Origin of the sequence: Paenarthrobacter sp. NPDC058040, from assembly GCF_042885775.1 — a bacterium.
Lineage (GTDB): Bacteria > Actinomycetota > Actinomycetes > Actinomycetales > Micrococcaceae > Arthrobacter.
In genome coordinates this window covers 1-24,240 of record NZ_JBHVRN010000004.1, presented here as the reverse complement: position 1 = coordinate 24,240, position 24,240 = coordinate 1, and the positions used below count along the sequence as shown (strand labels likewise).

The following is a 24,240-nucleotide window of genomic DNA, read 5'->3' as shown; positions in this document are numbered from 1 at the left end:
GGAACGTCTCGGAAGCTACCACCCCTGGACCCCCAACGGGATACTCAACGAGGAGACCTTCCATGTCCTTTTCCCTGAATCGCCGCCAACTGCTCCAGACCGGCGGAGTCGCCGGATTGGCCGCCGCCTTCGCTTCGATGTCTGGAGGAACCGCGAACGCTGCTCCTGCGAACAGCCCAGGTCCGCAGATCACCGACCTGGGACCCGCCGTCGTGCAGTTCTCGCTGATGAGTTCGCTGCTGGTGGGCGACACAGTGTACATCGGCTCGCGCAACCTGAACCCTGTTCGCATCATCGGCTTCCATCTCCCCACGGGACGTGTGACGTCCCGGACCGATCTCGGCTCGGGCTACAGCATCCAGGCGCTGGCGGCCGACCCGAGCGGCCGGTACTTGTACGCCGGGGTGCTGCGCGACGGCGTCGATGGCAAACCGAACATCTACCGCTGGGACCTGAGCACGCCTTCTTCCCCGGCCGTAGGGGTCGGCGAAACCGGCGATCGCGATATCCGCGCGCTTGCAGTTGCACCCGATGGCAAGGTGTACGCGGCCGGCGGGGGCGTCACCACCACGGCGCCGTCCCTGTGGGAATACGATCCCGCGACGAACGCCACCACCAGCTGGGGTGTGCCCGATCCCGGAGCCACCATCGCGCAGGCCGTCGCTGCCACGGCGAACTACGTGTACTTCGGCACCGGAAGCACCCTGGGTGGGGGCAACGGTTCCAGCCCGGGTCGGTTGTTCGCGTTCGATCGGACCACCAGGGCCTTCACGAACATCCTCCCGTCCGAGCTCGCGACCGGCGTTTCCGTCACCTCGCTCAGCGTGCTCGATGGGCAACTTGGCGTCGGTGTGAAGGGACCGGGGAAGTCGGCGCTGATCAATCTCGCGGACCACTCGAAGTACACCATCATCGCCAAGACAGGCGTCATGTTCCGGCAATCGGGGAACCAGGTGTTCTTCGTCAAGGAACCCGGTGTCTGGTCCTACAACATGACCACCAAGAAGATCACGCAGATCCTCACGGAGGACGTCGGCGCGATGTGGGGCCTGGATGTCTATCTGGGCAGGGCGTTGACCGTCTCCTCCTATGACGTCATCGAGATTGACCCCGTGGCCAAGACCGCCGTGAAGCACGACCTCACTGAGGCGGGGGCACCCGGCGGACCACAACTATGCATGGGCCTGGCTGCGGGGGCCGGAGACGTTTATGTGGGCGGGACGGGAGTTATCGCCCGGCACCAGCTGGCCTCGTCCAATGTGCAGTACCTCCGGGCAACCGGCGAGGCGAAGGACGCCGTGGTGGTGGGCGGCGTGCTGTTCACGGGACAGTACAACTCCCGGGGGATCCTCGCGTACGATCCCACCACCGGCCAACTCCCCTACCAAGTGGCTGCCCTCCCCGCCGGCCAGAACCGGCCCTTGGATGTCTGTTGGGACGCCGTCAACGGGCTGGTTATTGCCGGAGCCCAGAACGACACCGGGGGCGGCGGCTGCTTCGCCGCCTACAACCCGGCCACCACACAGGTGATTACCAAAGTGAACCCGATCGATTCCCTGCAAATGGTCCGTGCAGTGGCCACCCGCGAAGGAATCGCCTACCTCGGCGGAGACAACATCTACTCCACCGGACCACGCAGCACCGTGGTTGCCTGGGACCCCGTGGCCAACCAGGAACTGTGGCGCATCGATCCTGGGCAGAGCACGGGCATCGCCGCCCTGGCGATCCAGGGAAAGTATTTGTACGGCATGTCCCGGCGGGCGGCGGGGCTCTTTGTGATCGACCTCGAAACGCGCCAGGTTGTCCACCGCGGCGACCTCAGCAGCGTGTGCACCGACTTCGGGGCGTTGCAAGTCAGCCGGGGCATCGTCTACGGCGTCTCCGACACCACCGTTTTCCGCATCGACCCCAAGACCTTCGCTGTATCCGTGGTGGTAGCCGGCATCAACGGCGGTTGGTACAGCGGCCCGCACATCACCGCCGACGAGGACGGCCTCCTGTACACGTTGCAAGGGCCCAACCTGGTCCGGATCGATGATCAGCAGGCGATGCAAGGCATGCGGAAGAACGCAAAGAACTAGAAGGAGCATCCATGGCAGAAGTCATCATTGTCCGCGACCAGGACGAGGCAGGAGGCATCGCGGCCTCGCTCATCGTCGGGCACCTCGAAAGCAAGCCTGATGCGGTGCTGGGGCTGGCCACTGGCTCAACTCCACTGTCTACTTACGCCGCCCTGGCCTCGGCTGTACGGGAACAAGGCCTGGATGTTTCCCAGGTCCGGGGCTTCGCACTTGATGAATACCTCGGAGTCCCGCCGGGCCACCCGCAAAGCTACCGTTCCGTCATCACTTCCGAAGTCGTTGTGCCGCTGGGACTCACGCCTTCTTTGGTAATGACACCGCGTGGTACGGGTCCGGACCTGGAGCAGGCCGGGGACGAGTACGAATACGCGATCCTCGCTGCAGGCGGCATCGATATCCAGATCCTCGGTATCGGCACCAACGGACACATTGCGTTCAATGAGCCGGGTTCCTCGCTGGGTTCCAACACGCGCCTCAAGGCCTTGGCGGCCCAGACCCGTGCCGACAATGCGCGGTTCTTCGACTCCGTTTCGGACGTGCCGACGCACTGCATCACTCAGGGCTTGGGCACCATCCAGCGTGCCCGGCACCTGATTCTGTTGGCCTTCGGCGCTGCCAAGGCGCCCGCTGTCGCCGCTGCATTGGAGGGCCCTGTGTCCGCATCCGTTCCGGGGTCCATCGTCCAGCTCCATCCGCGGGCCACCGTGATCGTTGACGAGGAAGCAGCATCCCTGCTTGAGCACGCCGAGTACCACCGGCTGGCCCGCGCCGGAGTGGGCGCGTTGCGGTAGCTTAGGCGCAGAAGCGGTTCCAGCAGAACGGACCGCCTACAAGGGGGCAAAGAATGGGGCAAACAAGCACGTCACGTTGGAAGTCTTTCTGGGAAAAGGGCGGATGGTGGCGGGCTGTGTTGCTCGCTGCCGTGTACTTCGTCCTCTACAACCTGTGTTCGCTGGCGTTCGGTCCGCTGCTGGCTGGAATTCCGGACCGGAACAGTGCAGCGTTCATTCTTGTTGTCTACGCACTGCCGATCCTTGTGGGCTGCGGTCTGCTGGTGCTCTTCGGCTGGTCCGTTGCTTGGCTTAAGGAGCTCTTTGCCCGCCAACCCATCCGGGGCAAAGGCTGGATGTGGATCGCCGTTATTGCGGTCCTGGCGTTCAACATCCTTCGCTTCGCCACCATCGACTACGACTCCGTGGGCTTCGATGTCGTGGCGACGTGGCTTCTGGCCGGTCTCTTCGTCGGCTTCGCGGAAGAAACGCTGACACGTGGCTTCGTCGTCAACCTCCTGCGGAAGGCCCGGTACCGGGAAATCGTGGTGGCCGTTGTCTCGGCAGCGGTCTTCGCGGGATTGCACGCCGGCAACCTGCTCTCGGGCCAGTCACTGTTCGCCACACTCGTCCAGTTGCTCTACACCTTCGCGTTCGGCATCTGCATGTACCTGGCCTTGCGGCTGTCGGGCAGCTTGATTGTGCCCATCCTGCTGCACGCCAGCACCGACCCCAGCATCTTCCTGCAAAGCGCGCATGCCGCCTCCGGTCCGCTGGCAGCGATCGCAGGCTTGGGCAACATCGTGGTGATCGTCGTGGGGCTGGGATCGTTGTTCTTCATCCGGGGGCGGGTGGCGGCCACGGCGTTCGACGCCGCCTTGCAGACCCAGCGCTGACGAAGCACCCGACGACGACTGAATCGCCGAGTGGGGGTTCGTCTGCGGAGTAGACTCACAAGGACTCACAAGACTCACAAGGACTCACAGGATTTGAGATGATGAACCCCTTCCGTCCGACGGCCGGCGCCACTCCTCCCGAGCTCATTGGCCGCGAGGGGACCCTCGATGAATTCGAGTATGGCCTGCAGATCGGCTCTGGAGCACCCGGATTGCTGACCATCATCACTGGCGCCCGAGGCATCGGCAAGACCGCGCTGCTCAGCGCAGCCCAGGATAAAGCCGTCCAGCAAGGGTGGGTGGTTATTCCCGAGACTGCCACACCAGGGTTCCTGGGACGGATCGGCGAAACCATGCGGGTCCACCTGGATGAACTCGGCAACGGCCCAACCGGCCGCAGAATCACCGCCCTGGGAATGGCAGGGTTCACCGTGACCACACAACTGCCACCGGAGCGCCAGGTTGACTGGAGGCGGCTGGGAAACCAGCTGTTGAACATCCTCGCCGAGAAAAAGACCGGGCTGCTCTTCACCGTTGACGAAATCCACGCCGCAGACCGTATAGAACTGTCCCAGCTCGCCGCCGACGTCCAGCACTTCATCCGCGACGGCCTTCCGATAGGGCTGATCTTCGCTGGACTGCCGGCCGCAGTCTCGGATCTGCTCAACGAAGGAGTCGCGACGTTCCTGCGCCGGGCAGAACGCATTGACCTCCACGCCGCGACCATCATGGCGGTCGAACGCTCATACGCCAGCACCTTCCGCGACGCAGGAATCAGCATCAGCAATGACTTGGTCAGGCACGCAGCGAAGGCCACCGGAGGGTACCCGTTCCTGATTCAACTCATCGGGTACCAGCTGTGGCGACAGGCCGAAATCAACAACATGGCACTGGAACAGACCAACGTCGACCAGGCGATCATTGCCGCCGCCCGCCGCCACGAGACGACAGTCATCGAAGCCGCGCTCTCCAGCACCTCAGAGAAAGACAAAGCCTTCCTCCGCGCCATGGCCCAAGACGACGGCCCCGTCGTCTCCGGCGACATCGCGAAACGGCTCAACGCCAAGACCAACGTCGTGGCCAACTACCGGAACCGGCTCATTGCAGCCGGACTCATCGAAGCCCCGGCTTATGGCAAAGTCGATTTCGCCATCCCGGGTCTGCGTGAGTACCTCCGCAAAACGAGCGACCGGTAACGCCGTTCGCTTCGGTGAACGCTGGAGCTAAGACGCCAGAGAAGCATCAGTCATAAGAGTGACCTCCGCGAGGGCAGCCTGAACGGGGATTATTCCGCTTCCCCGGCCCCCGACGATTCCCTGACGATCAAGGCCGGCGCCAGGTTCACCCGCCGCAGTGCCGATGACAGTGAACTCCCCTGCTTGCCGGCCAGGCGTTCCATGCACATAGTGACAGCAGCATGGCCAACGTCCCTCTTGGGCGGTGCGATGGAGGTCAGGGGAACGGGCGCGAGCTCTGCCACTTCGTCGTCGTAGGCCACGATCGCGAAGTCCTGTGGAACGTCCATCCCGGATTCCTCGGCGATATGGATGAGCGTGATCGCTTCCTCGTCCGGCAGCACCAGCGCGGCTGTGGTGCTTGTCCGCCGGCAGTCCTCCAGGAACTGCGTCATCTCGGCTTGGTTGTTACTCAGGCCCGGTCCAAGCCGTTCGTATTCGAGGATGGGCGCATCGCTTTCCAATCCCAACTGCGCCACCATCCGGGAATGGCTCTCCCGAAGCCAAGGTGCAGTGGCACTCTTTGCGATGGCCAGTCCGATCCTGCGATGCCCCTGCGCCGCCAAGTGTTCAATCGCCAGTTCGGCACCGTAGCCGTGATCCGACATGACAGATTCGAACGCCCGGCTGGACCGTTCAACCAGGACCACCGGAATCTTCAACCCCGCCAAGAGCTCGAACGTTGGCGAACCTGGATCCAGCGGCCCCGCGGTGGCAAGCAGGATCCCGTCCACCGAGTTGGCCACCATCCGTTGGAGTTGTCGGTGCTCGTCCTCGACGGAGTAATTGCTGACGCCAAGGATGAGCCGGGCGTTCAGGGCCCGGGCCGCAGCCTCCGCACCACGGATGACCTCCGGAAAGTAGTAGCCAGTGGTGGGGACGATCAAACCGAGCGTCGCCAAGGGTTGGCGGGGACGCCGGTATTCAGCGTCGCCGGGCCGCTCGGAGGTGTTCCGGACGGCCCCGCCATGGACCCGGCGCAGCAGGCCCTGGGCGGCCAACTGCGTCAGGTCCCGGCGGATGGTCATGGTGGAAAGGCCGGTTTTCGCGGCGAAATCGTTCACGGTCAGCGTGCCGCGCAACTCCAGTTCACGCAGGATCTTCTCGTGGCGTTCCCCGCTGAGCATGCCGCCCCTTCCGGAATCCCAATGTTCAAATAAGCATAAATGAGCGAATGACAACCACCGTTGTGGGGTCCGTTGTGCGCGCTAAGACCTGGCGTAAGCACGCAGAGCGGGCCCCGCAACGCCTACTTCCGCGGGTGGTCGTCGATCCGCACCAGGTTCCGGCCCCGCATCGTGTAAAGGTAACCGTCCTCGTCGTTGTTGATGTGGGACCCGCTGTACCAACCGCCGTCGATATCCGCTACGACCGTTGCCATCGCGAAAGTCTTGGGATCAAAGCGGAAGACGTGCGTATTGGAGACGCCGTAAACCACGCCACGGTTGGTCACCAGCGCGGCGAAGCCGTAGCTGACGGCGCTGATGTCCGAGCGATGCACCACGGTGCGCTTCGGAACGTCGATGACGAACAACCCGCCCTTGCGGGTCACTCCGTACAAGTACTTACCCTGCACAGCGAGCGCTGAAAGGCCCGAACCCGCACCGGCATCCAGCCGCCACAGTTCCTTGCCGGCAACGGGGTCGAAGGCCACCACCGTCCCAAGGCCGTCGAGTCCCGGGTTGCCACCGCCCAGATAGGCCACTCCCTCGCGCGAGGCGACGGCACGGAGCAGCTGGACCTTGTCGATCGGGTTGACGAAGAAGCCCTTCTTGCCGGTCCGGGGGTCGTAGGTCCAGAACGAGCCGCCGCCTTCCGTGTCGGCCTGCGCTGCCACGAGGACCAGCTTGTTGGCCTCGTCCCAGCAGACATCCAGCGGCCGGTTCTGTTCCTTGGGGAACTCGGCCGCCTGTGAAATCGGCTTGCCGCTGCGCGGATCGTAGCTCCAGATGCCTTGGCCGCTGTATTGGCCCGTGAACAGGACTCCATCCACCACCACGGCGTCCTTCGCTTCACCCGGGGCGGTCAGGTTGGTCACTTGCCCGGTCCGGAGGGAGCGACGGGAAATGACGCCGTTGCCGCCCACATAGACAAAGCCCGCACCGGCGGCGATACCCATGACCGTCTGCGGATCGGACGGCGCACCTGCCTCGCCAAGGTCCGTTGTCTTCGTGGCACCGCTGGCTGCGTCGATCTCAGCCACAAAGCCGTATCCCGAGGTCACCAGCAGCTTGCCGTCGCGCGCGTCGACGCCCCATATCTCGCCCAATGACGGGCCCTGGTAGGGCACTGAGGAAAGGGCATTTGAGGCGGCATTGTAGGCCAGGACGCCTGTCTCGTTCGCAAAGTACACCTTGTCACCCATAGCAACGAAGTTCTTGGCGGTCTTGCCTTGGGACGTCGCCACAACATACGACGCCGGATCGGTGACACTCAGTGCCGCGACCTTTGAGTTCTCTACGGCCCCGGCGGAACTGACAACCACCTTGTCACCCACAATGCCCAGGTCCCGGATGCTCGGATCCGCCAGCATCTCCTTGGGCGTGATGTTGGTGAACTTCCTGGCGGCATGGTCGTAGGCGAAAAGGCAGGCCCGGCTGGCTCCGCCACCACCATTGAGGGTGCTGCCCGCGCCGAAGAAGATGGTGGCGTCCGTAGCCGCAACCGCACGGGCCAGGGTGGCTCCCGGGTCCGGAATGCCCAGGCTGACGATCTTGTCCGTGGCGGGGTCGTACTCCCAGAGCGCCGGAGCGGTGGGACTTCCGCCGCCCACCGCGTAGACGCGTCCGTTCGGGGCAACGCTGATGTCCCTGACATCCCGGTCTCCGATGTAGCCGAGGGCCTTCGCCGCTGTGCCGGGCGTCGACAAGTCCCAGCGGAACAGGTTGGGCTTGGTTCCGGCGTCCTTCTGCAGCACGCCGGCGTACAAGTACCGGCCCGAGGCATCGGCGGCGAGGGTCTGGATGGAATGCCCGTTGCTGAGTTCGGTCTGGCCGGTGACCTTGCCGCTGGGCACGTGGAACGCGATGATCCGCACGGGATCCAGGTTCCGCGAGCCGATGTACAGCGTGTCACCTACCAGAAGCCCGCTCATGAGCGAGAACTGTACGACGGCGGGACCCAGGTCCAGTATCTCCGTCGCCTTTCCGCCCGGCTCGTCTTGTGTAGCGGCCGACGCCGGCTGGCCGGCTGCGAGGCCAAGGACGGCGGCGAGCGACGCTGCTCCGCCGGCCTGTAGGACGAGCCGCCTGCTGATGTTGGTTGTCTCCATGGAGATCCCCGTTTCGTGGATGGTTTGGGTTGGGAACGTGTCCGAAAGTTCTAGCAGCCCAAAATAAACATCGTCCAGCAATTCTGTTCGTTCAAACAGAAGATTCTCGGAAGCTGTGTCGCATCTGCCATGCCAAAGCTCACCAATAGCCCCCACAGACAGTGTTTGAAAATGTTTGAAATGTTGATGATGTTCGAAATGGCGGGTTTCATGGATTCACTGACATGTGGCCCCAACCACAGACCTCCCCCTCGCATCGCAAGTTTCAAAGGAGAACACCATGAAGCGTCGCCAACTCTTCGCAGGAGTGGCCGGCCTTGCCGCCAGCACCCTCCTGCTCGCCGCGTGCGGCACGGGCCCCAACCCCGCGTCCGCTCCCACGCCTGCCGAGGACCCCAGCGGTTCCATTACCTTCTGGTCCTCGCTGGCCGGCATGGACAAGGTGGCCGCGGCCTTCAATGCCAGCCAGGACAAGATCAAGGTCACCTTCGAGACCATCCCGAACGGAGCCAACGGCGGCTACGCCAAGCTGTCCACCGCGATCACGGCGGGCAATGGCCCGGACGTCTCCACCATCGAATACCCCCAGTTGCCGCAGTTCGTCAGCAACGGGCAGGTAGTTCCCCTGGACGGGCTGATCAACAAGTCCTCCACCGTGGACAAACTCACGGATGAAACCAAGGCCCTGGTCCAGTTCGGTGACAAGACCTTCGGGCTGCCGTACGACGCAGCCCCCATGATCATGTGGTACCGCAAGGACATGCTGGCAAAGGCCGGCGTCGAGGTTCCCAAGACCTGGGACGAATTCGAAGAAGCGGGCAAGAAGCTCCAGGCCGCACAGCCCGGCGCCTACCTGGCCAGCTTCAACCCGAATGAAGTGGCCGCGAGCGCAGGCCTCGCCTGGCAGGCCGGCGCCAAGTGGTTCGGCACCGAGGGCGACAGCTGGAAGGTCGGCATCAACGACGAGGCAACCAAGAAGGTGGCCGCGTACTGGCAGAAGCTGATTGACCAGAAGATCGTGAAGGTCAGCCAGGCGTACAGCGACGAGTGGAGCCTGGACCTCGCCAATGGCACGGTCGTGGGCGTTATTGGTGCCAACTGGAGCGCAACCGGCATCCAGAAGCGCACGGAAGCCAACGGCCAGAAGGGCCAGTGGATCGCCGCGGAGCTCCCCAACTGGGGCTCAGAGGCCGGAGCGTTCTACGGCGGTTCGAGCTTCAACGTGACCAAGAGCAGCAAGAACCCTGCCGCTGCAGCGAAGTTCGTCGAGTTCCTCACCACCAACCCGGATGCCATCAAGGCCCGCGGCAACACCGGCTCGGCCTTCCTTGCCTTCCCCGGACTGACTCCCGTGGCGCAGCAGGCCTACGACGCCAGCTACTTCGGGAACGACATCTACGAAGTCTTCAACAAGGCCTACGGCACCATCACCCCGGGCTGGCAGTGGGGACCCAACTGGGATTCCACCAATACCGCCCTCAAGGATGCCTACGGCAAATTGACCACTGGCGGCACCATCCGTGAAGCCGTGGATACCGCCCAGCAAGCAACCGTCGCCGGGTTGAAGCAATCCGGCTTGTCCGTCACCGAGTAGCCACACCGGCCCGGGGTTCCTGCGCTGGAACCCCGGGCAGCGAGGAGAATCCCATGGCCACCTTGGCCCCCACCACCACACGCCGCCGAGGCCGCGCACTGGCCGGAACCGGCGGCGCCACTGCCGCCCTCTTCCTGGTCCCGTTCTTTGCAGTCTTTGCACTCGCCATGATCGCGCCTGTGATCTACTCGCTGATGCTGAGCTTCCACGCCCAGCAGAAGTCGGGGCTCGGTTTCAGCGAACCCAAGACCGTCTTTGTTGGACTGGAGAACTATCTGCAGGTCTTCCAGTCCGGGACCTTCCTCGAGGGCATGGGCCGGCTCGCCCTGTACTGCCTCATCTACATCCCCTGCATGGTAGGCGGCGCAGTGGTGTTCTCCCTGCTCCTGGATGCCACCGTCGCCAAGGCACGCAAGCTGTTCCAACTCCTGGTGTTCCTCCCCCACGCGGTTCCGGGCGTCATCGCTGCGCTCATCTGGGCCTACCTGTACACGCCGGGCATCAGCCCGCTGGTCCAGGTGCTCCAGGGCGGCGGCATCCAGTTCAACTTCCTCGACGCCCACTTGGTGCTGCCCTCCATCGTCAACATCTCGGTATGGGAGTGGACGGGCTACAACGTGATCATCCTGTTCACGGCGCTGCAGGCCGTGCCCCGGGAAATCCTGGAAGCTGCCCGCGTTGACGGCGCCGGGGAGATCCGGACCGCGTTCAGCATCAAGTTCCCGCTGATCCTGCCTGCCCTGAGCGTGATCATGCTCTTCACCATCATTGGCTCGCTGCAGCTGTTCACGGAGCCGTCCATCATCTCCAAGGCCACCGCATCCGTCACCAGCACGTGGGTACCCAACCTGTGGGCCTACGACGCCGCCTTCATCCGGCACAACCTCAACCAGGCCGCTGCCGCCTCCATCATCATTGCCGCCCTCGCCGCGATACTTTCCCTTCTCGTCACCCGCCTGAGCTCGAGGATGAACAAGTCATGAGTACCACCACTATCTCCAGGCCTCGCCAACGGAACGGTGCCACCCCGCCCGCTCCGCGCCGCGGCAGCAGCACCAAACGCACGACGGCGGCCGGCGGCTTAGCGAGCAAGCTCACCGTCAACGGCCTGCTCATCCTCGGTTCCGCCTACATGGTGGTCCCGGTGCTGTGGCTGGTCTTCGCGTCCACCAAGAATGCGGCGGATCTCTATGGAACCAGCGCCTACGCCTTCGGGGATTTTTCCCTGTTCCACAACATCGCAGCGGTGGCCCGGCAGGACAACGGCATGTTCTTCCGGTGGCTGGCCAACTCGGTCCTGTACGCGGGCGTCGGGGCCGTCTTTGGCGGGCTCATTTCGGTGATGGCCGGCTACGCGTTCGACAAGTTCCAGTTCCGCGGCAAGGACTCCCTGTTCGGCTTCGTGCTGGTGGGCGTCCTGATTCCGAACACGGCTACCGTCCTGCCGATGTACCTGCTGGCCTCGGTCTTTGGAATCACCAACACTGTCTGGGCCATCCTCATCCCCGTCCTCTGCAACCCGTTCGGCGTGTACCTGGCACGCGTCTACTCCGCGTCCTATGTGCCGGGCGAGACCTTGGAAGCAGCCCGCATGGACGGCGCCGGACCCATCCGGAGCTTCTTCTCGCTCGGACTGCCGATGATGATGCCCGGCTACATCACCATCGCCCTCTTCCAATTCGTCGGCGTCTGGAACAACTTCATGCTCCCGCTCGTCATGCTCCAGGACCAGCAGCTGCTTCCCGTCAGCGTCGGCATCTCCATCTGGCAGGGCTACTCCGTGCCGCAGCCCGAATTCACGCCCATGGTCATCACCGGCTCGCTGCTGTCCATCCTCCCGCTGCTCGTGGCCTTCATCATGCTGCAGCGCTTCTGGAAGTCCGGCCTCACCGCAGGGAGCGTCAAATGAACCACACACCGCTGAATGTCGCGTTGGCCATGGGACCCGGCGTTGCGCCGCGGATCTTTCCGCCGCACATGCTGGCCCGGCTGGCTCCCGAACTCCTGCTGCTCAGCCACGAGCCAATGGAAGGATTCGCAAGCAGGAGCTCACGGGACACCCTCGCCCGGACGGACATCCTCATCACCGGCTGGAACTGCGCCACCATTGATGAAGCCGTCCTCCAAGGGTCACCCCGCCTCAAATACATCCTTCACGCCGGCGGCACTGTCAAACACCACGTGACCGACGCCTGCTGGGAGCGCGGCATCCAGGTCAGCACCGCTGCCGAGGTCAACGCCATCCCCGTGGCCGAGTACACCGTGGCCATGATCCTGCTCGCCAACAAGCGCATCCTCCAGGTGGCACGGAAGCTGCACACCGAGAAGACGGCGGTGGAACCGGACCAGGTTTTTCCGGACATGGGCAATTACGGCAAGCGTGTGGGCATCATCGGCGCCTCGAAGATCGGCCGCCACGTGATCCGCTTGCTGGCCCCGTACGACCTCGATGTGGTTGTCTCCGACCCCTATCTGGACGATGCCGCGGCGGCCGCGCTCGGCGTCGAACGCGTCAGCCTGGACGAACTCGTGGCGAGTTCCGACGTCGTAAGCCTCCACGCGCCGTCGTTACCATCCACGGAGAACCTCATCCATGCCGGGCTGGTGACGAAACTGAAGAACGGTGCCACGTTCATCAACACGTCCCGGGGTGAGCTCGTGGACCAGGATGCGCTCCTGGCCCGCATCCACCAAGGCGACCTCTACGCCGTCCTGGACGTGACCACGCCGTGGGTACTGCCGCCCGAATCCGCCTTCTACACGCACCCCAACGTCCTGCTCACCCCGCATCTGGCCGGTTCGCTGGGCACGGAGCTGGAGCGAATGGCGGCGAGCACCATCGAGGAAGCGCTCCGCGTGGCCCGCGGAAAACCGCTCCTGCATGCCCTGCACGCTAAGGATCTCGCGATCACGGCCTAACGCCGGCGGGCAAGCAACTGGTCCGGCGCAGGTGCTTTGGGGGCTGCGCCGGACCGGCATCTCAACTAGGGTCGAACGTGAGCTGGGGGCAACCAGCCTCCGCACGTCGACGCGCCGGTCCAGGCCGTGCCGTCGGGAAGGAATGCCGCCATGGACACATTCAAGATCGGCTATTTCGTCGGAAGCCTCTCAAGTACCTCCATCAACCGGACCCTCTCCAAGGCGCTCATCAGCGTTGCGCCACCCGAACTCGAGTTCCATGAGATCGAAATCAAGGACCTCCCGCTGTACAGCTCCGATTACGACGCCGACTTTCCGCCTGCGGGCAAGGCCCTGAAGGACGCGATCGCGGCGTCCGACGGCATCCTGTTCGTCTCGCCCGAATACAACCGCTCCATCCCGGGCGCCCTCAAGAACGCCATCGACTGGGGTTCGCGGCCGTGGGGCACCAACTCGTTCGCCCGTAAGCCCACCGGAATCATCGGAGCTTCGCCGGGCGGCATCGGCACCGCGGTGATGCAGTCGTCCATGCGCAGCGTCCTGAGCTTCCTGGACGCACCGCAGCTGAACGCACCGGAGGCATACATCCGCTTTGTCGCGGACGCGTACGACGACGATGGTTCCGTTAAGGACGAAGGTACCGCCGGGCTTTTGCGCCACTACATGGCGGAATACAGCGCCTTCGTGCAGCGTGTCCTTGCCGCCAACGCGCCTGGCCACATCGGGGACCAGGAACCGGATTCCGCGAAGCTGACGCGGTAGGCCGTCCATTGGTGCCGCGTGCCGGGTTCTCCGTGGCCCGCACGCGGCACCTCGTTTTGCGTTCCAGCAGGGGTTAGTGGGCCAAGCGCCCAAGCGCACTGCGCTCAAGGTTCTCCAGGAGGTCCCGGGGATTGTCGTAGATCTCCGCGGCACCCGCCTCACGCAGTTCACCCTCGCTGATGCCACCGGACGTCAACGCGATCGCGGGAACGCCAATGCTGGAAGCAGCCTTCACATCCCAGACGGCGTCGCCCACGAACACCACGTCCTCGGGTTTCAGCCCCAGCTTCTCCAGGCAGGCCAGCAGAATGTCCGGCTCGGGCTTGCTTTCCTTGGCATCATTGGAGCTGGTCCAGGCGTCAATGGAGGCATCGGCATCGAGCAGCCGCCGGCTCACATCGAGGTCCCGTTGTTGCGCCGAGGAGGCCAGCCCAACAGCCAACCCTGCCTCCGAGCATGCGGCGAGCAGGTCCCGGGCCCCGTCAAACGCTCGGAGTGCAGGCCAAAACGTCGAAAACACGGCGCTGTGGCCGGACTTCAGCTCCTCCAGCAGGTCATCCGTTACATCGGGGACCAACGCCTTCACCAGCTTGTCGCCACCCATGCCCACACAGCGGTGGATATGTGAAACCTGCACGTCGATGCTTTCGCGCCGGAAGGCCTGCCACCAGGCAAACGCATGGAAGTAGCTTGAATCGATAAGCGTCCCGTCCACATCGAACAGCACACCCCGCTTCTTCGCCCCAGCCATGACTACTTCACCTCTGCCGGTTCCGGAGCGGGCCCCGCGAGCGCCCGGTCCATCATGAATTCTTCCGATTCCAACAGGGCGTAGCGCTGTGCTGAACCCTGGCGCAGCAAGCCTGTTCCCGCGACTTCGCGGAGACCCTCAACCGCCTGCACAGCCTCATCCACCGACGCGTAGCGCCTGGACAGCCCTATGAGGACATCCTCGCCGTCCACCATCAGCACGCGGTAGCCCCCATCGGGAGCATCAACCAATTCCAAATGTCCAGCCATCCCAACCTCCTCGTTCCTGACAGCCCAAGTGTTTAGTAAGACTACTTATCATATCGTGAAACCAGTGCCAGGGACGGCAACAGCCGCCGCCCCGACATATTGCGTAACGCCGGAAATACGCGTCTGCAACTGACTGTTGGACTGACTATGACAACAATCGGAATCATCGGTGCAGGACACATTGGCAGCCAGGTTGCACGCAAGGCCGTGGAACTTGGATACGACGTCGTGATCAGCAATTCACGGGGTCCCGAAACCTTGGCGGAGCTCGTCGCCGACCTTGGGCCGCGCGCCCGGGCCGCGACGGCGGCCGAAGCGGCAGCGGCAGGCGATTTCGCCGTCGTCACCGTCCCCCTCAAGGCCTACCAGGACATCCCTGTGGAGCCGCTGGAAGGCAAGATCGTCATCGACACCAACAACTACTACTGGGAACGCGACGGCCGCATCCCCGAACTGGACAAGGGCGAGGCCACCACCTCCGGGCTGCTCCAAAAGCATCTCCCCACGTCCAAGGTGGCCAAGGGCTTCAACCACATCGGCGCTGCGGACATCACCACCGACGGAACGCCTGCAGGCACGGAGAACCGTCGGGCCCTCGCCACCGCCAGCGACTTCCCGGAAGCCGCGGAACTCGTCACCAAGCTCTACGACGAATTCGGCTTCGACACCGTCAACGTCGGGCCCCTCGAAGACAGCTGGCGCGTCGAGCGCGACCGTCCCGCCTACGTGGTCCGGCAGAACGCCGTCGAGCTTCGCGACAACCTCGCCAAGGCGACTCGCACCATTTGAGAACAGCGCACGACGGCGGGCAGGCGGCTTACGCTTGCCCGCCGTCGCGGTTGCGCAAGGCCAAGCATCACTTATCTTAGCGAGCAATTTCCGTAAGCAGCGCCTTTGCATGGTTACTCTCGCCGCATGGAAAACACACACTTTGACGCCGTCATCATTGGCGGCGGCCACAACGGATTGACCGCAGCCGCCTACCTCGCACGCGCCGGAAAGAGCGTGGCCGTGCTGGAGCGCGATGACCACTTTGGCGGGGCGGCAATCTCTGCCGCCGCGTTCAAGGGCGTGGAGGCACGCCTCTCGCGTTATTCATACCTGGTGAGCCTGTTTCCCCAACGGATCATGCGCGAACTCGGCCTGGACATCGGGCTCGCACGTCGGAGGTATTCCTCCTACACACCCAACCCGGACAACACGGAAACAGGCCTGCTGATCGACGGCGGCGACCCCCGCGCCAGCCGCGAATCCTTCGCACGCGTAGGCGCCGAGGCCGATTTCGACGCCTTGGAAGGCTTTTATGCAGACACCGAAAAACTGGCAAAGGCGCTGTTCCCCACTGTCTGCGATCCACTTCCCACGCGGTCGGAAGCCCGCGAACTCGTCGGCGATGACCAGCTGTGGAGCGACTTCATCGAGAACCCGCTGGGCAACATCATCGCCAGCCGGCTTTCCGACGACCTGGTGCGCGGCCTCGTCGCGACGGATGGGCTGATCGGTACCTTCACCTCCCTGGACGATCCCTCGCTGGATGCCAACCGATGCTTCCTCTATCACGTGATCGGCAACGGGACCGGGGACTGGGACATCCCCTTGGGCGGCATGGGCACCGTGACGCGGGAACTGGAACGGGCCGCCCGCGACGCCGGTGCGGTTTTGGTCCCCGAGGCTGAGGTGACAGCCATTTCCGACGACGGCAGCGTCACGTTCCAGCGCGGCGGCGCCGAGGAGGTCTTCGTCGGCCAACGGATCCTGGCCAACGTCTCGCCTTGGGTGCTGCAGGGCCTTCTGCCGGCGGGTGTTGCCGGAACAACCGAACGCCCGGAAGGTGCCCAGGTCAAGGTCAACCTGCTCCTGCGCCGGCTTCCCAAACTGCGCGATACGTCTGTGTCGCCCGAAGCCGCGTTCGGCGGAACCTTCCACATCAACGAAACCTACGGGCAGCTCGAAGAGGCCTACCGGACGGCCGAAAACGGCGGCATCCCGTCCCCGTTGCCGTGCGAGATCTACTGCCACTCCCTGACCGATCCGAGCATCCTGTCCGACGAACTGGTGGCAGCCGGCGCGCAGACGCTCACGGTATTCGGCCTGCACACTCCGGACCGGCTGGTCACCGAGGAGAACAACGATCGCGTCAGGGCGGAACTCCAGGCCGCGGTGCTGGCGTCGCTCAATTCCGTCCTCGCCGAACCGATCGAAGATTTGCTGCTGAGCGACGCCGACGGCAAACCCTGCGTTGAAGCCAAAACCACGCTGGACCTGGAGCGGGCCTTGAACATGACCGGCGGCAACATCTTCCACGCCAAGCTCCAATGGCCGTTCCTGGAAGATGACGAACCCCGGACCACCGCCGCTGAGCGGTGGGGCGTTGCAACAGGCCTCGAGAAAGTCTTCCTGTGCGGCGCGGGTGCCAGGCGTGGCGGCGGTGTCAGCGGGCTCGGCGGGCACAACGCGGCCATGGCTGTCCTGGAGGATTTGGGAAACCGGCAGTAAAACCGTGACACGAATCGGGTCCGGCGCCTACATGATGGGTGGCTGCCTCCCCAGACCATGCGCGTGGGCTTTCCCGGGGAGGCAGCCATCCACATGAGAACGCCAACTCCGAGGAGTCACCATGTCCACCAAGATTTCCAAATGGCCAGCCGGAACGCCTATGTGGGTGGACCTGTCCGTTGACGACGTTGAGACGGCCAAGGCGTTCTACACCCGGCTGTTCGGGTGGGACTACCTCACGGGCGAAGGCGACTCCGGCGGGTACCTCCTTGCCCACCTCGGCGGCCATGCCGTTGCCGGGCTCGGCCCCAAGCTGGATCCCGCCAACCCCACGGCGTGGACCACCTACCTGGCCTCCGACGACGTCGATGCAACCGCCGCGCAAATCAAGGCATCCGGCGGGCAACTCCTGGTTCCGCCCTTCGACGTCATGGATTCGGGCCGCATGGCCGTCGCCGCGGACAGCGTGGGGGCTGCCTTCGGGGCGTGGCAGGCCGGAAACCACATTGGCGCCGAACGCTTCAACGAGCACGGCTCCTTGTGCTGGAACGAACTCCACACCCACCACTACGCATCCGCCCGCGCGTTCTACGCCGAGGTGTTCGGTTTCAGCTACCACGACGTCGATGGCGAAGACATGGTCTACTCCACGTGCCTGCGATCCACGGACGGACGCGAAGTGGCCGGCATGCACTACGACACCGAACTCCCCGAGGGCATGCCGGACTACTGGCTGACTTGGTTTGCCAGCGACGACGTGGCCGCCACTGCCTGCCAGGCCGAGCAACTCGGCGCTACACTCCTGATGCCGGTTTCCTCGACTCCGTTCGGCCGCATGACCATCATCGAAGGCCTGCAGGGAGAGGCCTTCGGGGTCATCGCCGTGGCTCCGGCCAACGACTGACCGCAACCGGCCGGACATCAGCCTGACCGCTGGCGGCGAGCACCGCCGTCGAGCGTGCCGCCCGGGCGCTATGCGACAGCTGGGTCCATCGCGCCGGCGATAACCTCGTGGGCGTGCGCCGCGGCCAGCGGTGCAGCCAGCCGGTGCACTGCCTGGAACGTCCGTCGAACGGCAGGGCCGTGCCAGTCCGCCGGCAGGTAGTCGGCCGGCAGGTTCGGGTCCTTATAAGGGAACCTGCGCCACATGGTGAGCATCGGAATGTAGTACCTGAAGGCATCCCGCCGCAATTCTTCCGTCGACCCGGCCCCTTCGGACTCCGCACCGAGCCTGTCCGTCCACTGCTGCTCGGCATTCCCGTAAAGTTCAAGGAACTCGGTGAACTGCTCGTCGAGTTCCTTGAGGTCCCACCACTCGGAAATCTTGGGCCGCATGGGACCGTCGAAAACGTAGTCGCTGCGGAAGAGATCCACGAACTCGATCAGCCCGCTCGCCGTCAGCCGTTCCCTGGCTTGGTCCAGCTTGTGGGCGGGCGCAATCCACACACCCGAGGCAACCGAGCCGAACCCCAGTCCTGACAGCGCCGAACGCAACTGGTGCCGTCGGTTCCGCATGGATTCGGGCACGGAGAACACCGCGAGGACCCACGTCTCCACGGGTTCCGGCTGCTCGGGCGCGAAGATCCGCCGATCGCCTTCCCGGAAAACGTCACTGACCGACTCGGCGATCTTGTACTTGGCGATTCCGGCCTCGCGCACGCTCTTCAGCACGCCCTTGGCCTTGAGCCTCGAGACGGAAGAACGTACGCCCGGCGCGTCGTATCCCAGCGTTCCCAGCATCGAAATCAGTGCCGAAACCGGCAATGCGTCACCGGCATTGCGGCCGTAGAGACCGAAAATCGTGACGAGCAGCTGCTGGTGGCGCACCGGGGGTGCCGGGACGGCGAACATCGTGAGGGTCCTCATTTCCGCGCCCGGTTCAGGCGCCAGTCATGTTCATCATAGGGCGGGGAGCCTCCCGTTCCCTGAAGAGCACGACGGCGGCCGGCAGCTTGCGCTGGCCGCGGAGAGTTAGCCGACCGACTGGGTTTCAGGCTGTGAATGCAGCGTCCAGGACGACCAGTCCAGCGGGTGCACGGACGGGCGGCCCAGGAGGTAGCCCTGGGCTGCGGCCACGTGGAGTTCCGTGGCTTCCCGGAGTTCCGCGTCCGTCTCGATGCCCTGTGCCACCACAGCTGCCCCGAGTTCCCTGGCGAGTTCAACCACAGCCCGGGCACGGATCCTTTGGCCGTGGGAACTGTCGATGCCTTCGATCAGGTGGCGGTCCAGCTTGATGATGTCCGGGCGCAGTTCCTCGATCTTGTCCATGGAGACATAGCCCGCGCCCGAAGCGCTGACGGCCAACCGCATGCCCCGTCGGCGCAACGGCCCCAGGCCGCTCTCATCTGCAACCCCATCGGCCGATTCCAGGCTCCCGGTGAGTTCGATGACGATCCTCGACGGAGAAAGGTGCGCTTCTTCCAGCAATGCCCGGACCCGGGGATCCTTGGATGTTTGAGGGGTGAGGTTGAAGGCCACGAACATGTCCTGGGGCATCTCCTCGGCAGCAGCCAGGGAGCAGTGAAGTGCAGCGATCTCCAACTCGGTTCCGAGGCCCGCCTCGGACGCTTCGCGGAACCATACGTCTGCCGCGGCACCGTCCTGCTCAACAAAGCGGATCAAGGCCTCGACTCCGATGACATCGCCCTCGGGCAGTTCATGGATGGGCTGGAAGGCGGTCAGCAGAAGCTTGTCCCGCAGCACGGACTGGATGCGCTTGCGGACTTCGCTGTTGACCGGAACTGTCACGGTGTGCGGGGCCTCTGCCGATTCCCGGTTGAGGCTCATGGATTCCTGGTGACCTGCCGATTCGTCGGGCACCACCACGCCGTTGCGCGTCTCAATCAAGTGTTCAAGCAGGGCAGCTTTGGGATCCCCGGGATGCTCCACCAAGCGTTCCTGCAGGTTCCGCCTGGCCCACTCACTGCGGGGATCGGACTCGCTGAGGATGTCCTTGATGATTTCCAATACCTGTTGCCGCACCCGTGCGTCGTTCACAGGTGGGAGCGGTGGGGCTTGGACACCGTCGTTGGCAGACGGTTCCATGGCTCCACCGAAGGGAAAAGAGAGCCCACTTCTAGACATCGACCTGTTCCTTCAATGTGAACTTGTGCCGGCTGCGCCCAGTACACAACCAGCTACGCCCCGTACCGCTGGTCCTCCCAGGGACGGCCCGGAACGGAGCAGCCCAGTCGAGCATCCGCGCAACCAAGCTTGTGACGAATCCTACAAGAGAATCCCTCTCACAAAGAACAACTTCAGCCGCGTCAAGCCGCAAAATCCCCACACCGTCACCATGGACCCTCTCCCACGAAACACCCCCTTCCCGCCAACGCTCGCTCACCAAACACCCCCTTCCCGCCAACGCTCGCTCACCAAACACCCCCTTCCCGCCAACGCTCGCTCACTCGCCCGCCGGTCCGGCCGTGGGAGTGAGAGAGCGTTGGGTTTTAGGGGGTGTTTGGTGAGAGAGCGTCGGGGGTGAGGGCTTGGACGAAGTGCTTGGGCCACGGCTGCGCCGTAAGGGACCCCGGCGGCACGTGCGCCGTGGTGACCGTCCCGTGGGCTGCCACGACGGCGGTTGACGGGTTCCCGCCGTCGTGAGCACCGCCGTCGTGAGCGTCAACGGAGTGTGGTCCGCTGGGAGCCTCCAGCGGCTGGCCGCGGACCTCGAACGCCAGGGTCAGGGAGGTCCTTCCCAGCTTCTCCACCTTTACCGAAGCCGTGACGCGCTGGCCGAACCAGAGCTTGGCTTTGTAATTGACCACTTGCTGCACGCGTGGTGCGCTCGGGAAGTAGTCAGGCAGCTCGAGGATGCGGAACAGTTCGGCTTCGGCGGCCTCCACCCAACGGAGGATGGCCGAGTTGTGCTGGTGACCGGAGGCGTCAGTGTCCACCCATTCCACCGTGCGCTCGACGCTCGCCTCCGGCCATTCCATGCTTCTCCTAGCGGACGCCGACGGCGGCGTCCTGGTCGTCGGGGTCCACTGCGGCTGCGGGCACCTCGGGTTGCGGTTTCGGAATGAGTGCGACGGCGGCAGCGGCGAGTACGGCGATACCGGCGAAGATGGCGAAGTTGGCCTCGAAAGGAAGCTTCGAGCCGGCAATCCAGCCACCGATCAAGGGACCGGAAATGGCACCCAGTCGTGCGAAGCTGAGGGCCCACCCCGTCGCCGTGCCGCGGACCTTCGCTGGATAGTAGTCGGCGATGTAGCCCGTCAGGACAAGCGACGTGGAGATGGAACCAACCCCGGCGAAAGCCACGAACAGCAGGTTGACCACCATGGTGTTGGGGAAGACCAGGAGCATGATGCCCAGGCCACCGAGGATGTAGAACACCACCAGGATGAGCTTCTTGCCGTACTTGTCCGCCGCGCGGCCAAGGAGCAGGCCGCCGATGGCCGAGGCGAGGCTAAAGACAAGGAGGAAGGTCAGCGAGGAGCCGAGGTCGTAGCCGGCCTTCTTCATGATGCTGGGCAGCCAGGTGTTCAGGCCGTAAACCAGGAGCAGGCCGCAGAACAGGGAGATCCAGAAAAACACGGTGGAGCGCAGGTACTGCAGGGAGAACATGGTGGTGATGGTCTTCCACCATGGTTCCACCGGGCCACCGGCCGCAGGCTTCGCAACCACCACTGGCTGGTAATCGCTGATGTTCAGTTTCGCCGCGAGGGCCTTCGCTTCTGAACCGCGGCCCTTGGACTCCAAGTACTCCAGCGACTCCGGCAGGAACTTCCAGATCACAGGCAGGAGCACCACAGGGGCAGCGCCGATCGCAATCACCGCGCGCCAACCACCCAGCGGCAGGACGAACAAGGCTGCAAGCGCCGCCGCCACTATACCGAGTGAGTAGCCGGAATACATGAGCCCGTAGTTATATGAGCGCTTGTTCGGGGCGGAGTATTCGATGGTCAGCGCTGCCGCCACCGGAATCACACCACCCATGCCCAGCCCGCCGATCAGCCGGAACAGGCCAAACAGCTCGGGCGTCGGCGCCCAAGCAGCGCCGGCCTGCGTCAGGGTAAAGATGATCATGGACGCCAACAGCATCTTCTTGCGTCCCACGAGGTCGCTCAGGGTGCCAATGAAGAGCGCACCGATAAGCATGCCAATCAAGGCATATGAGCCCAAACCGCCCAGTGCCAGCGGCGACAAGTTCCATTCCTTGTACTCGGCGAGTGCCGGGAGCACGGCTCCCAGCACGCCGACGTCGTAGCCTTCGGCGAGGATCGCCAGCCAACAGCAGAGAAGCACCACGCCGGTGGTGCGCTTGGGCACATTCCAGGTGTTGACGGAGACGGCGGCCATGGCTACTTCACCAAAACCGATGCGGCGGCCGATGCGGGTGTCCAGCGAAGGTGCGTGGTTGCCTCTACGGCATCCGGTTCCTTGAGCAGGGACAAGCGCGGGCGGACGGCATCGGTGCGTGAGCTCGGCGGCTTGCGGCGGCCGGCACGGAACTGCGGGATCCACTGCGCGCCCGGACCGTGGTATTCCTGTTCCGCGGCCGCGTGGAGGGTCCACTGGGGATCGTAGAGGTGCGTGCGGCCGAGGGCGATGAGGTCTGCGCGGCCGGCGAGGAGGATCGAGTTCACGTCGTCGTAGCTGGAGATGGCGCCGACGGCGATCACTGCCACGCCTGCCGGAGCGGCGACTTCCTGGCGGATGCGGTCGGCGAACGGGGTCTGGTAGCTGCGCCCGAAGGCCGGCTTCTCTTCCTTGGCCACTTGGCCAGTGGAGATATCCAGTCCGGCTGCGCCGTGTTCCACGAAGGCCTTCGCGATCTGGACGGAGTCATCGGAGGTGTTGCCGCCGTCGATCCAGTCCGTTGCGGAGATGCGCACCGTCACCGGCTTGCTGGAAGGCCAAGCCGCGCGGACGGCGTCGAACACTTCCAACGGGAACCGCAGCCGGTTCTCCAGGCTGCCACCGTATTCGTCGGTGCGTTGGTTGGAAACGGGCGAGAGGAAGGAGGAGAGCAGGTAGCCGTGGGCCGCGTGGATTTCCAGGAGGTCGAAGCCTGCCTGCTCCGCGCGGTGGGTTGCGGCGACGAACTCGGCCTTGATGGCGTCCATGCCTGCCCGGTCCAGTTCCAGCGGGGTTTGGTTTTCGGGGCCGTACGGCAGGGCGGAGGGCCCGACGGCGGTCCAGTTGCCGGAGTCGAGGGGCTGGTCGATTCCTTCCCACATGAGCTTGGTGGAGCCCTTGCGGCCGGAGTGTCCCAGCTGCGCACCGATCTTCGCGGTGGAGCGGGAGTGTACGAAGTGGACGATTTCCTTCCAGCTGTCGCGCTGCTCGTCGGTGTAGAGGCCGCTGCAACCGGGGGTGATGCGGCCGGTTTCGGAGACGCAGACCATTTCGGTCATCACCAGGCCGGCACCGCCCAGTGCCTTGGAGCCGAGGTGGACTTTGTGGAAGTCGCCGGGGACGCCGTCCGTGGCGGAGTACATGTCCATGGGCGAGACGATGATGCGGTTCTTGAGCTCCAGTTCGCCGATGGTGAAGGGCTGGAACATGGCCGGTGCCGTTTCCGTGAGCCCGTGGGATGCGGCGAAGTTCCGGTCCACGGCGTCGGCGAACTCGGGGTCGCGCAGGCGCAGGTTTTCCTGGGTGATGCGGCGGCTACGGGTGAGCAGGTTGAACGCGAACTGCGTCGGGTCCTGGTCTTTGTATTGGCCGATGCGTTCGAACCATTCCAGCGAGGCCTGGGCGGCACGCTGGGTGGACGCCACTACCGGGCGCCGTTCGGTTTCGTAGGCTTCCAAAGCTGCCTCCACTGTGGGGTGCTCGTGGAGGCAGGCTGCCAGGGCCAGTGAATCTTCCATGGCCAGCTTGGTGCCGGAGCCGATGGAGAAGTGTGCCGTGTGGGCGGCGTCGCCCACCAGGACCACGTTGCCCTTGCGCCAGCTCTGGTTGCGGACCGTGTTGAAGTTCAGCCACTTGGAGTTGTTGGACAAGACCTCGTACCCGGCCAGCTCTTCGGCGAAGATCTCCCGGATCTTGGCGATGGCCTTCTCATCGGACACCCCGGGCGGGAAGACGTCGGTGGCGGTCTCGTTGAACCCTGCCGCGTGCCACACATCCTCATGCATTTCGACAATGAAGGTGGAGCCCTCGTCCGAGTACGGGTAGCCGTGGATCTGCATGACGCCCCACTCGGTTTCCTTCACGAAGAACTTGAAGGCCTCGAACACCTGGTC

Annotated in this window: 21 protein-coding genes; 12 read left to right on the top strand and 9 right to left on the bottom strand. The window is 64.2% G+C overall.

The annotated features are described in order from the left end of the window. The first annotated feature begins 62 nt into the window (after positions 1-62). The 4 genes from ACFVSJ_RS06355 to ACFVSJ_RS06340 all read left to right on the top strand — a co-directional run bounded on the left by ACFVSJ_RS06355 (position 63) and on the right by ACFVSJ_RS06340 (position 4,943). Positions 63-2,081 (top strand): PQQ-binding-like beta-propeller repeat protein, encoded by a 2,019-nt coding sequence (locus ACFVSJ_RS06355; protein WP_387435252.1) that lies wholly within the window; start codon positions 63-65, stop codon positions 2,079-2,081. 11 nt (positions 2,082-2,092) lie between these two features. Continuing rightward, on the top strand, positions 2,093-2,872 hold the full coding sequence (locus tag ACFVSJ_RS06350) for a glucosamine-6-phosphate deaminase (protein ID WP_387435250.1): 780 nt from the start codon (positions 2,093-2,095) through the stop codon (positions 2,870-2,872). A gap of 53 nt (positions 2,873-2,925) precedes the next feature. Further along, positions 2,926-3,747 (top strand): type II CAAX prenyl endopeptidase Rce1 family protein, encoded by an 822-nt coding sequence (locus ACFVSJ_RS06345; protein ID WP_387435249.1) that lies wholly within the window; start codon positions 2,926-2,928, stop codon positions 3,745-3,747. A 98-nt stretch (positions 3,748-3,845) separates the two neighbouring features. Continuing rightward, entirely contained in the window at positions 3,846-4,943 is a 1,098-nt protein-coding gene (locus ACFVSJ_RS06340; protein ID WP_387435248.1) for an AAA family ATPase, read from the top strand. Between the two features lie 89 nt (positions 4,944-5,032). On the opposite strand, the gene ACFVSJ_RS06335 is transcribed toward ACFVSJ_RS06340, so the two are convergent. Next, complete coding sequence (locus ACFVSJ_RS06335; RefSeq protein WP_387435246.1) at positions 5,033-6,109, bottom strand: substrate-binding domain-containing protein; 1,077 nt, start codon at positions 6,107-6,109, stop codon at positions 5,033-5,035. Between the two features lie 122 nt (positions 6,110-6,231). Next, a complete protein-coding gene (locus ACFVSJ_RS06330; RefSeq protein WP_387435245.1) occupies positions 6,232-8,253 on the bottom strand; it encodes a PQQ-binding-like beta-propeller repeat protein in 2,022 nt (673 codons plus the stop codon). Between the two features lie 280 nt (positions 8,254-8,533). On the opposite strand from ACFVSJ_RS06330, the gene ACFVSJ_RS06325 reads away from it, so the two are divergent. The 5 genes from ACFVSJ_RS06325 (at position 8,534) to ACFVSJ_RS06305 (ending at position 13,528) form a co-directional block, all read left to right on the top strand. Further along, positions 8,534-9,847: an ABC transporter substrate-binding protein gene (locus ACFVSJ_RS06325; RefSeq protein WP_387435243.1), complete on the top strand. Its 1,314-nt coding sequence runs from the start codon at positions 8,534-8,536 to the stop codon at positions 9,845-9,847. A gap of 53 nt (positions 9,848-9,900) precedes the next feature. Beyond that, on the top strand, positions 9,901-10,830 hold the full coding sequence (locus ACFVSJ_RS06320; protein ID WP_387435241.1) for a carbohydrate ABC transporter permease: 930 nt from the start codon (positions 9,901-9,903) through the stop codon (positions 10,828-10,830). Beyond that, the gene (locus ACFVSJ_RS06315) at positions 10,827-11,756 is read left to right on the top strand and encodes a carbohydrate ABC transporter permease (RefSeq protein WP_387435240.1); all 930 of its coding nucleotides are present in this window, start codon (positions 10,827-10,829) and stop codon (positions 11,754-11,756) included. Before ACFVSJ_RS06320 ends, ACFVSJ_RS06315 begins: the two co-directional genes overlap by 4 nt. Beyond that, positions 11,753-12,766, top strand: coding sequence for a hydroxyacid dehydrogenase (locus tag ACFVSJ_RS06310; RefSeq protein WP_387435239.1), 1,014 nt, complete (start codon positions 11,753-11,755; stop codon positions 12,764-12,766). The genes ACFVSJ_RS06315 and ACFVSJ_RS06310 overlap by 4 nt, the downstream gene beginning before the upstream one ends. Positions 12,767-12,916: 150 nt before the next feature. Next, positions 12,917-13,528 (top strand): NADPH-dependent FMN reductase, encoded by a 612-nt coding sequence (locus ACFVSJ_RS06305; RefSeq protein ID WP_387435238.1) that lies wholly within the window; start codon positions 12,917-12,919, stop codon positions 13,526-13,528. A gap of 73 nt (positions 13,529-13,601) precedes the next feature. On the opposite strand, the gene ACFVSJ_RS06300 is transcribed toward ACFVSJ_RS06305, so the two are convergent. Further along, positions 13,602-14,279: an HAD family hydrolase gene (locus ACFVSJ_RS06300; protein WP_387435237.1), complete on the bottom strand. Its 678-nt coding sequence runs from the start codon at positions 14,277-14,279 to the stop codon at positions 13,602-13,604. A gap of 2 nt (positions 14,280-14,281) precedes the next feature. After that, positions 14,282-14,548: a hypothetical protein gene (locus ACFVSJ_RS06295; protein WP_387435235.1), complete on the bottom strand. Its 267-nt coding sequence runs from the start codon at positions 14,546-14,548 to the stop codon at positions 14,282-14,284. 147 nt (positions 14,549-14,695) lie between these two features. On the opposite strand from ACFVSJ_RS06295, the gene ACFVSJ_RS06290 reads away from it, so the two are divergent. From ACFVSJ_RS06290 to ACFVSJ_RS06280, 3 genes are all read left to right on the top strand, one after another. Then, positions 14,696-15,337, top strand: coding sequence for an NADPH-dependent F420 reductase (locus ACFVSJ_RS06290; RefSeq protein ID WP_387435234.1), 642 nt, complete (start codon positions 14,696-14,698; stop codon positions 15,335-15,337). 126 nt (positions 15,338-15,463) lie between these two features. Beyond that, positions 15,464-17,044 carry a phytoene desaturase family protein gene (locus ACFVSJ_RS06285; RefSeq protein WP_387435233.1) on the top strand — a complete coding sequence of 527 codons (1,581 nt, stop codon included), beginning with the start codon at positions 15,464-15,466 and terminating at the stop codon, positions 17,042-17,044. Between the two features lie 121 nt (positions 17,045-17,165). Further along, on the top strand, positions 17,166-17,948 hold the full coding sequence (locus ACFVSJ_RS06280; RefSeq protein ID WP_387435232.1) for a VOC family protein: 783 nt from the start codon (positions 17,166-17,168) through the stop codon (positions 17,946-17,948). 68 nt (positions 17,949-18,016) lie between these two features. Here the strand turns inward: ACFVSJ_RS06280 and ACFVSJ_RS06275 are convergent, their stop codons facing one another. From ACFVSJ_RS06275 to ACFVSJ_RS06255, 5 genes are all read right to left on the bottom strand, one after another. Beyond that, positions 18,017-18,910, bottom strand: coding sequence for a PaaX family transcriptional regulator C-terminal domain-containing protein (locus ACFVSJ_RS06275; protein WP_387435230.1), 894 nt, complete (start codon positions 18,908-18,910; stop codon positions 18,017-18,019). Between the two features lie 105 nt (positions 18,911-19,015). Beyond that, positions 19,016-20,128 (bottom strand): EAL domain-containing protein, encoded by a 1,113-nt coding sequence (locus ACFVSJ_RS06270; protein WP_387435228.1) that lies wholly within the window; start codon positions 20,126-20,128, stop codon positions 19,016-19,018. Between the two features lie 365 nt (positions 20,129-20,493). Then, positions 20,494-20,982, bottom strand: coding sequence for an acyl-CoA thioesterase (locus tag ACFVSJ_RS06265; RefSeq protein ID WP_387435226.1), 489 nt, complete (start codon positions 20,980-20,982; stop codon positions 20,494-20,496). A gap of 7 nt (positions 20,983-20,989) precedes the next feature. Next, positions 20,990-22,348 (bottom strand): MFS transporter, encoded by a 1,359-nt coding sequence (locus tag ACFVSJ_RS06260; protein WP_387435225.1) that lies wholly within the window; start codon positions 22,346-22,348, stop codon positions 20,990-20,992. A 2-nt stretch (positions 22,349-22,350) separates the two neighbouring features. Beyond that, on the bottom strand, positions 22,351-24,240 hold a 1,890-nt coding region (locus tag ACFVSJ_RS06255), incomplete at its 5' end, for an FAD-dependent monooxygenase (protein ID WP_387435223.1).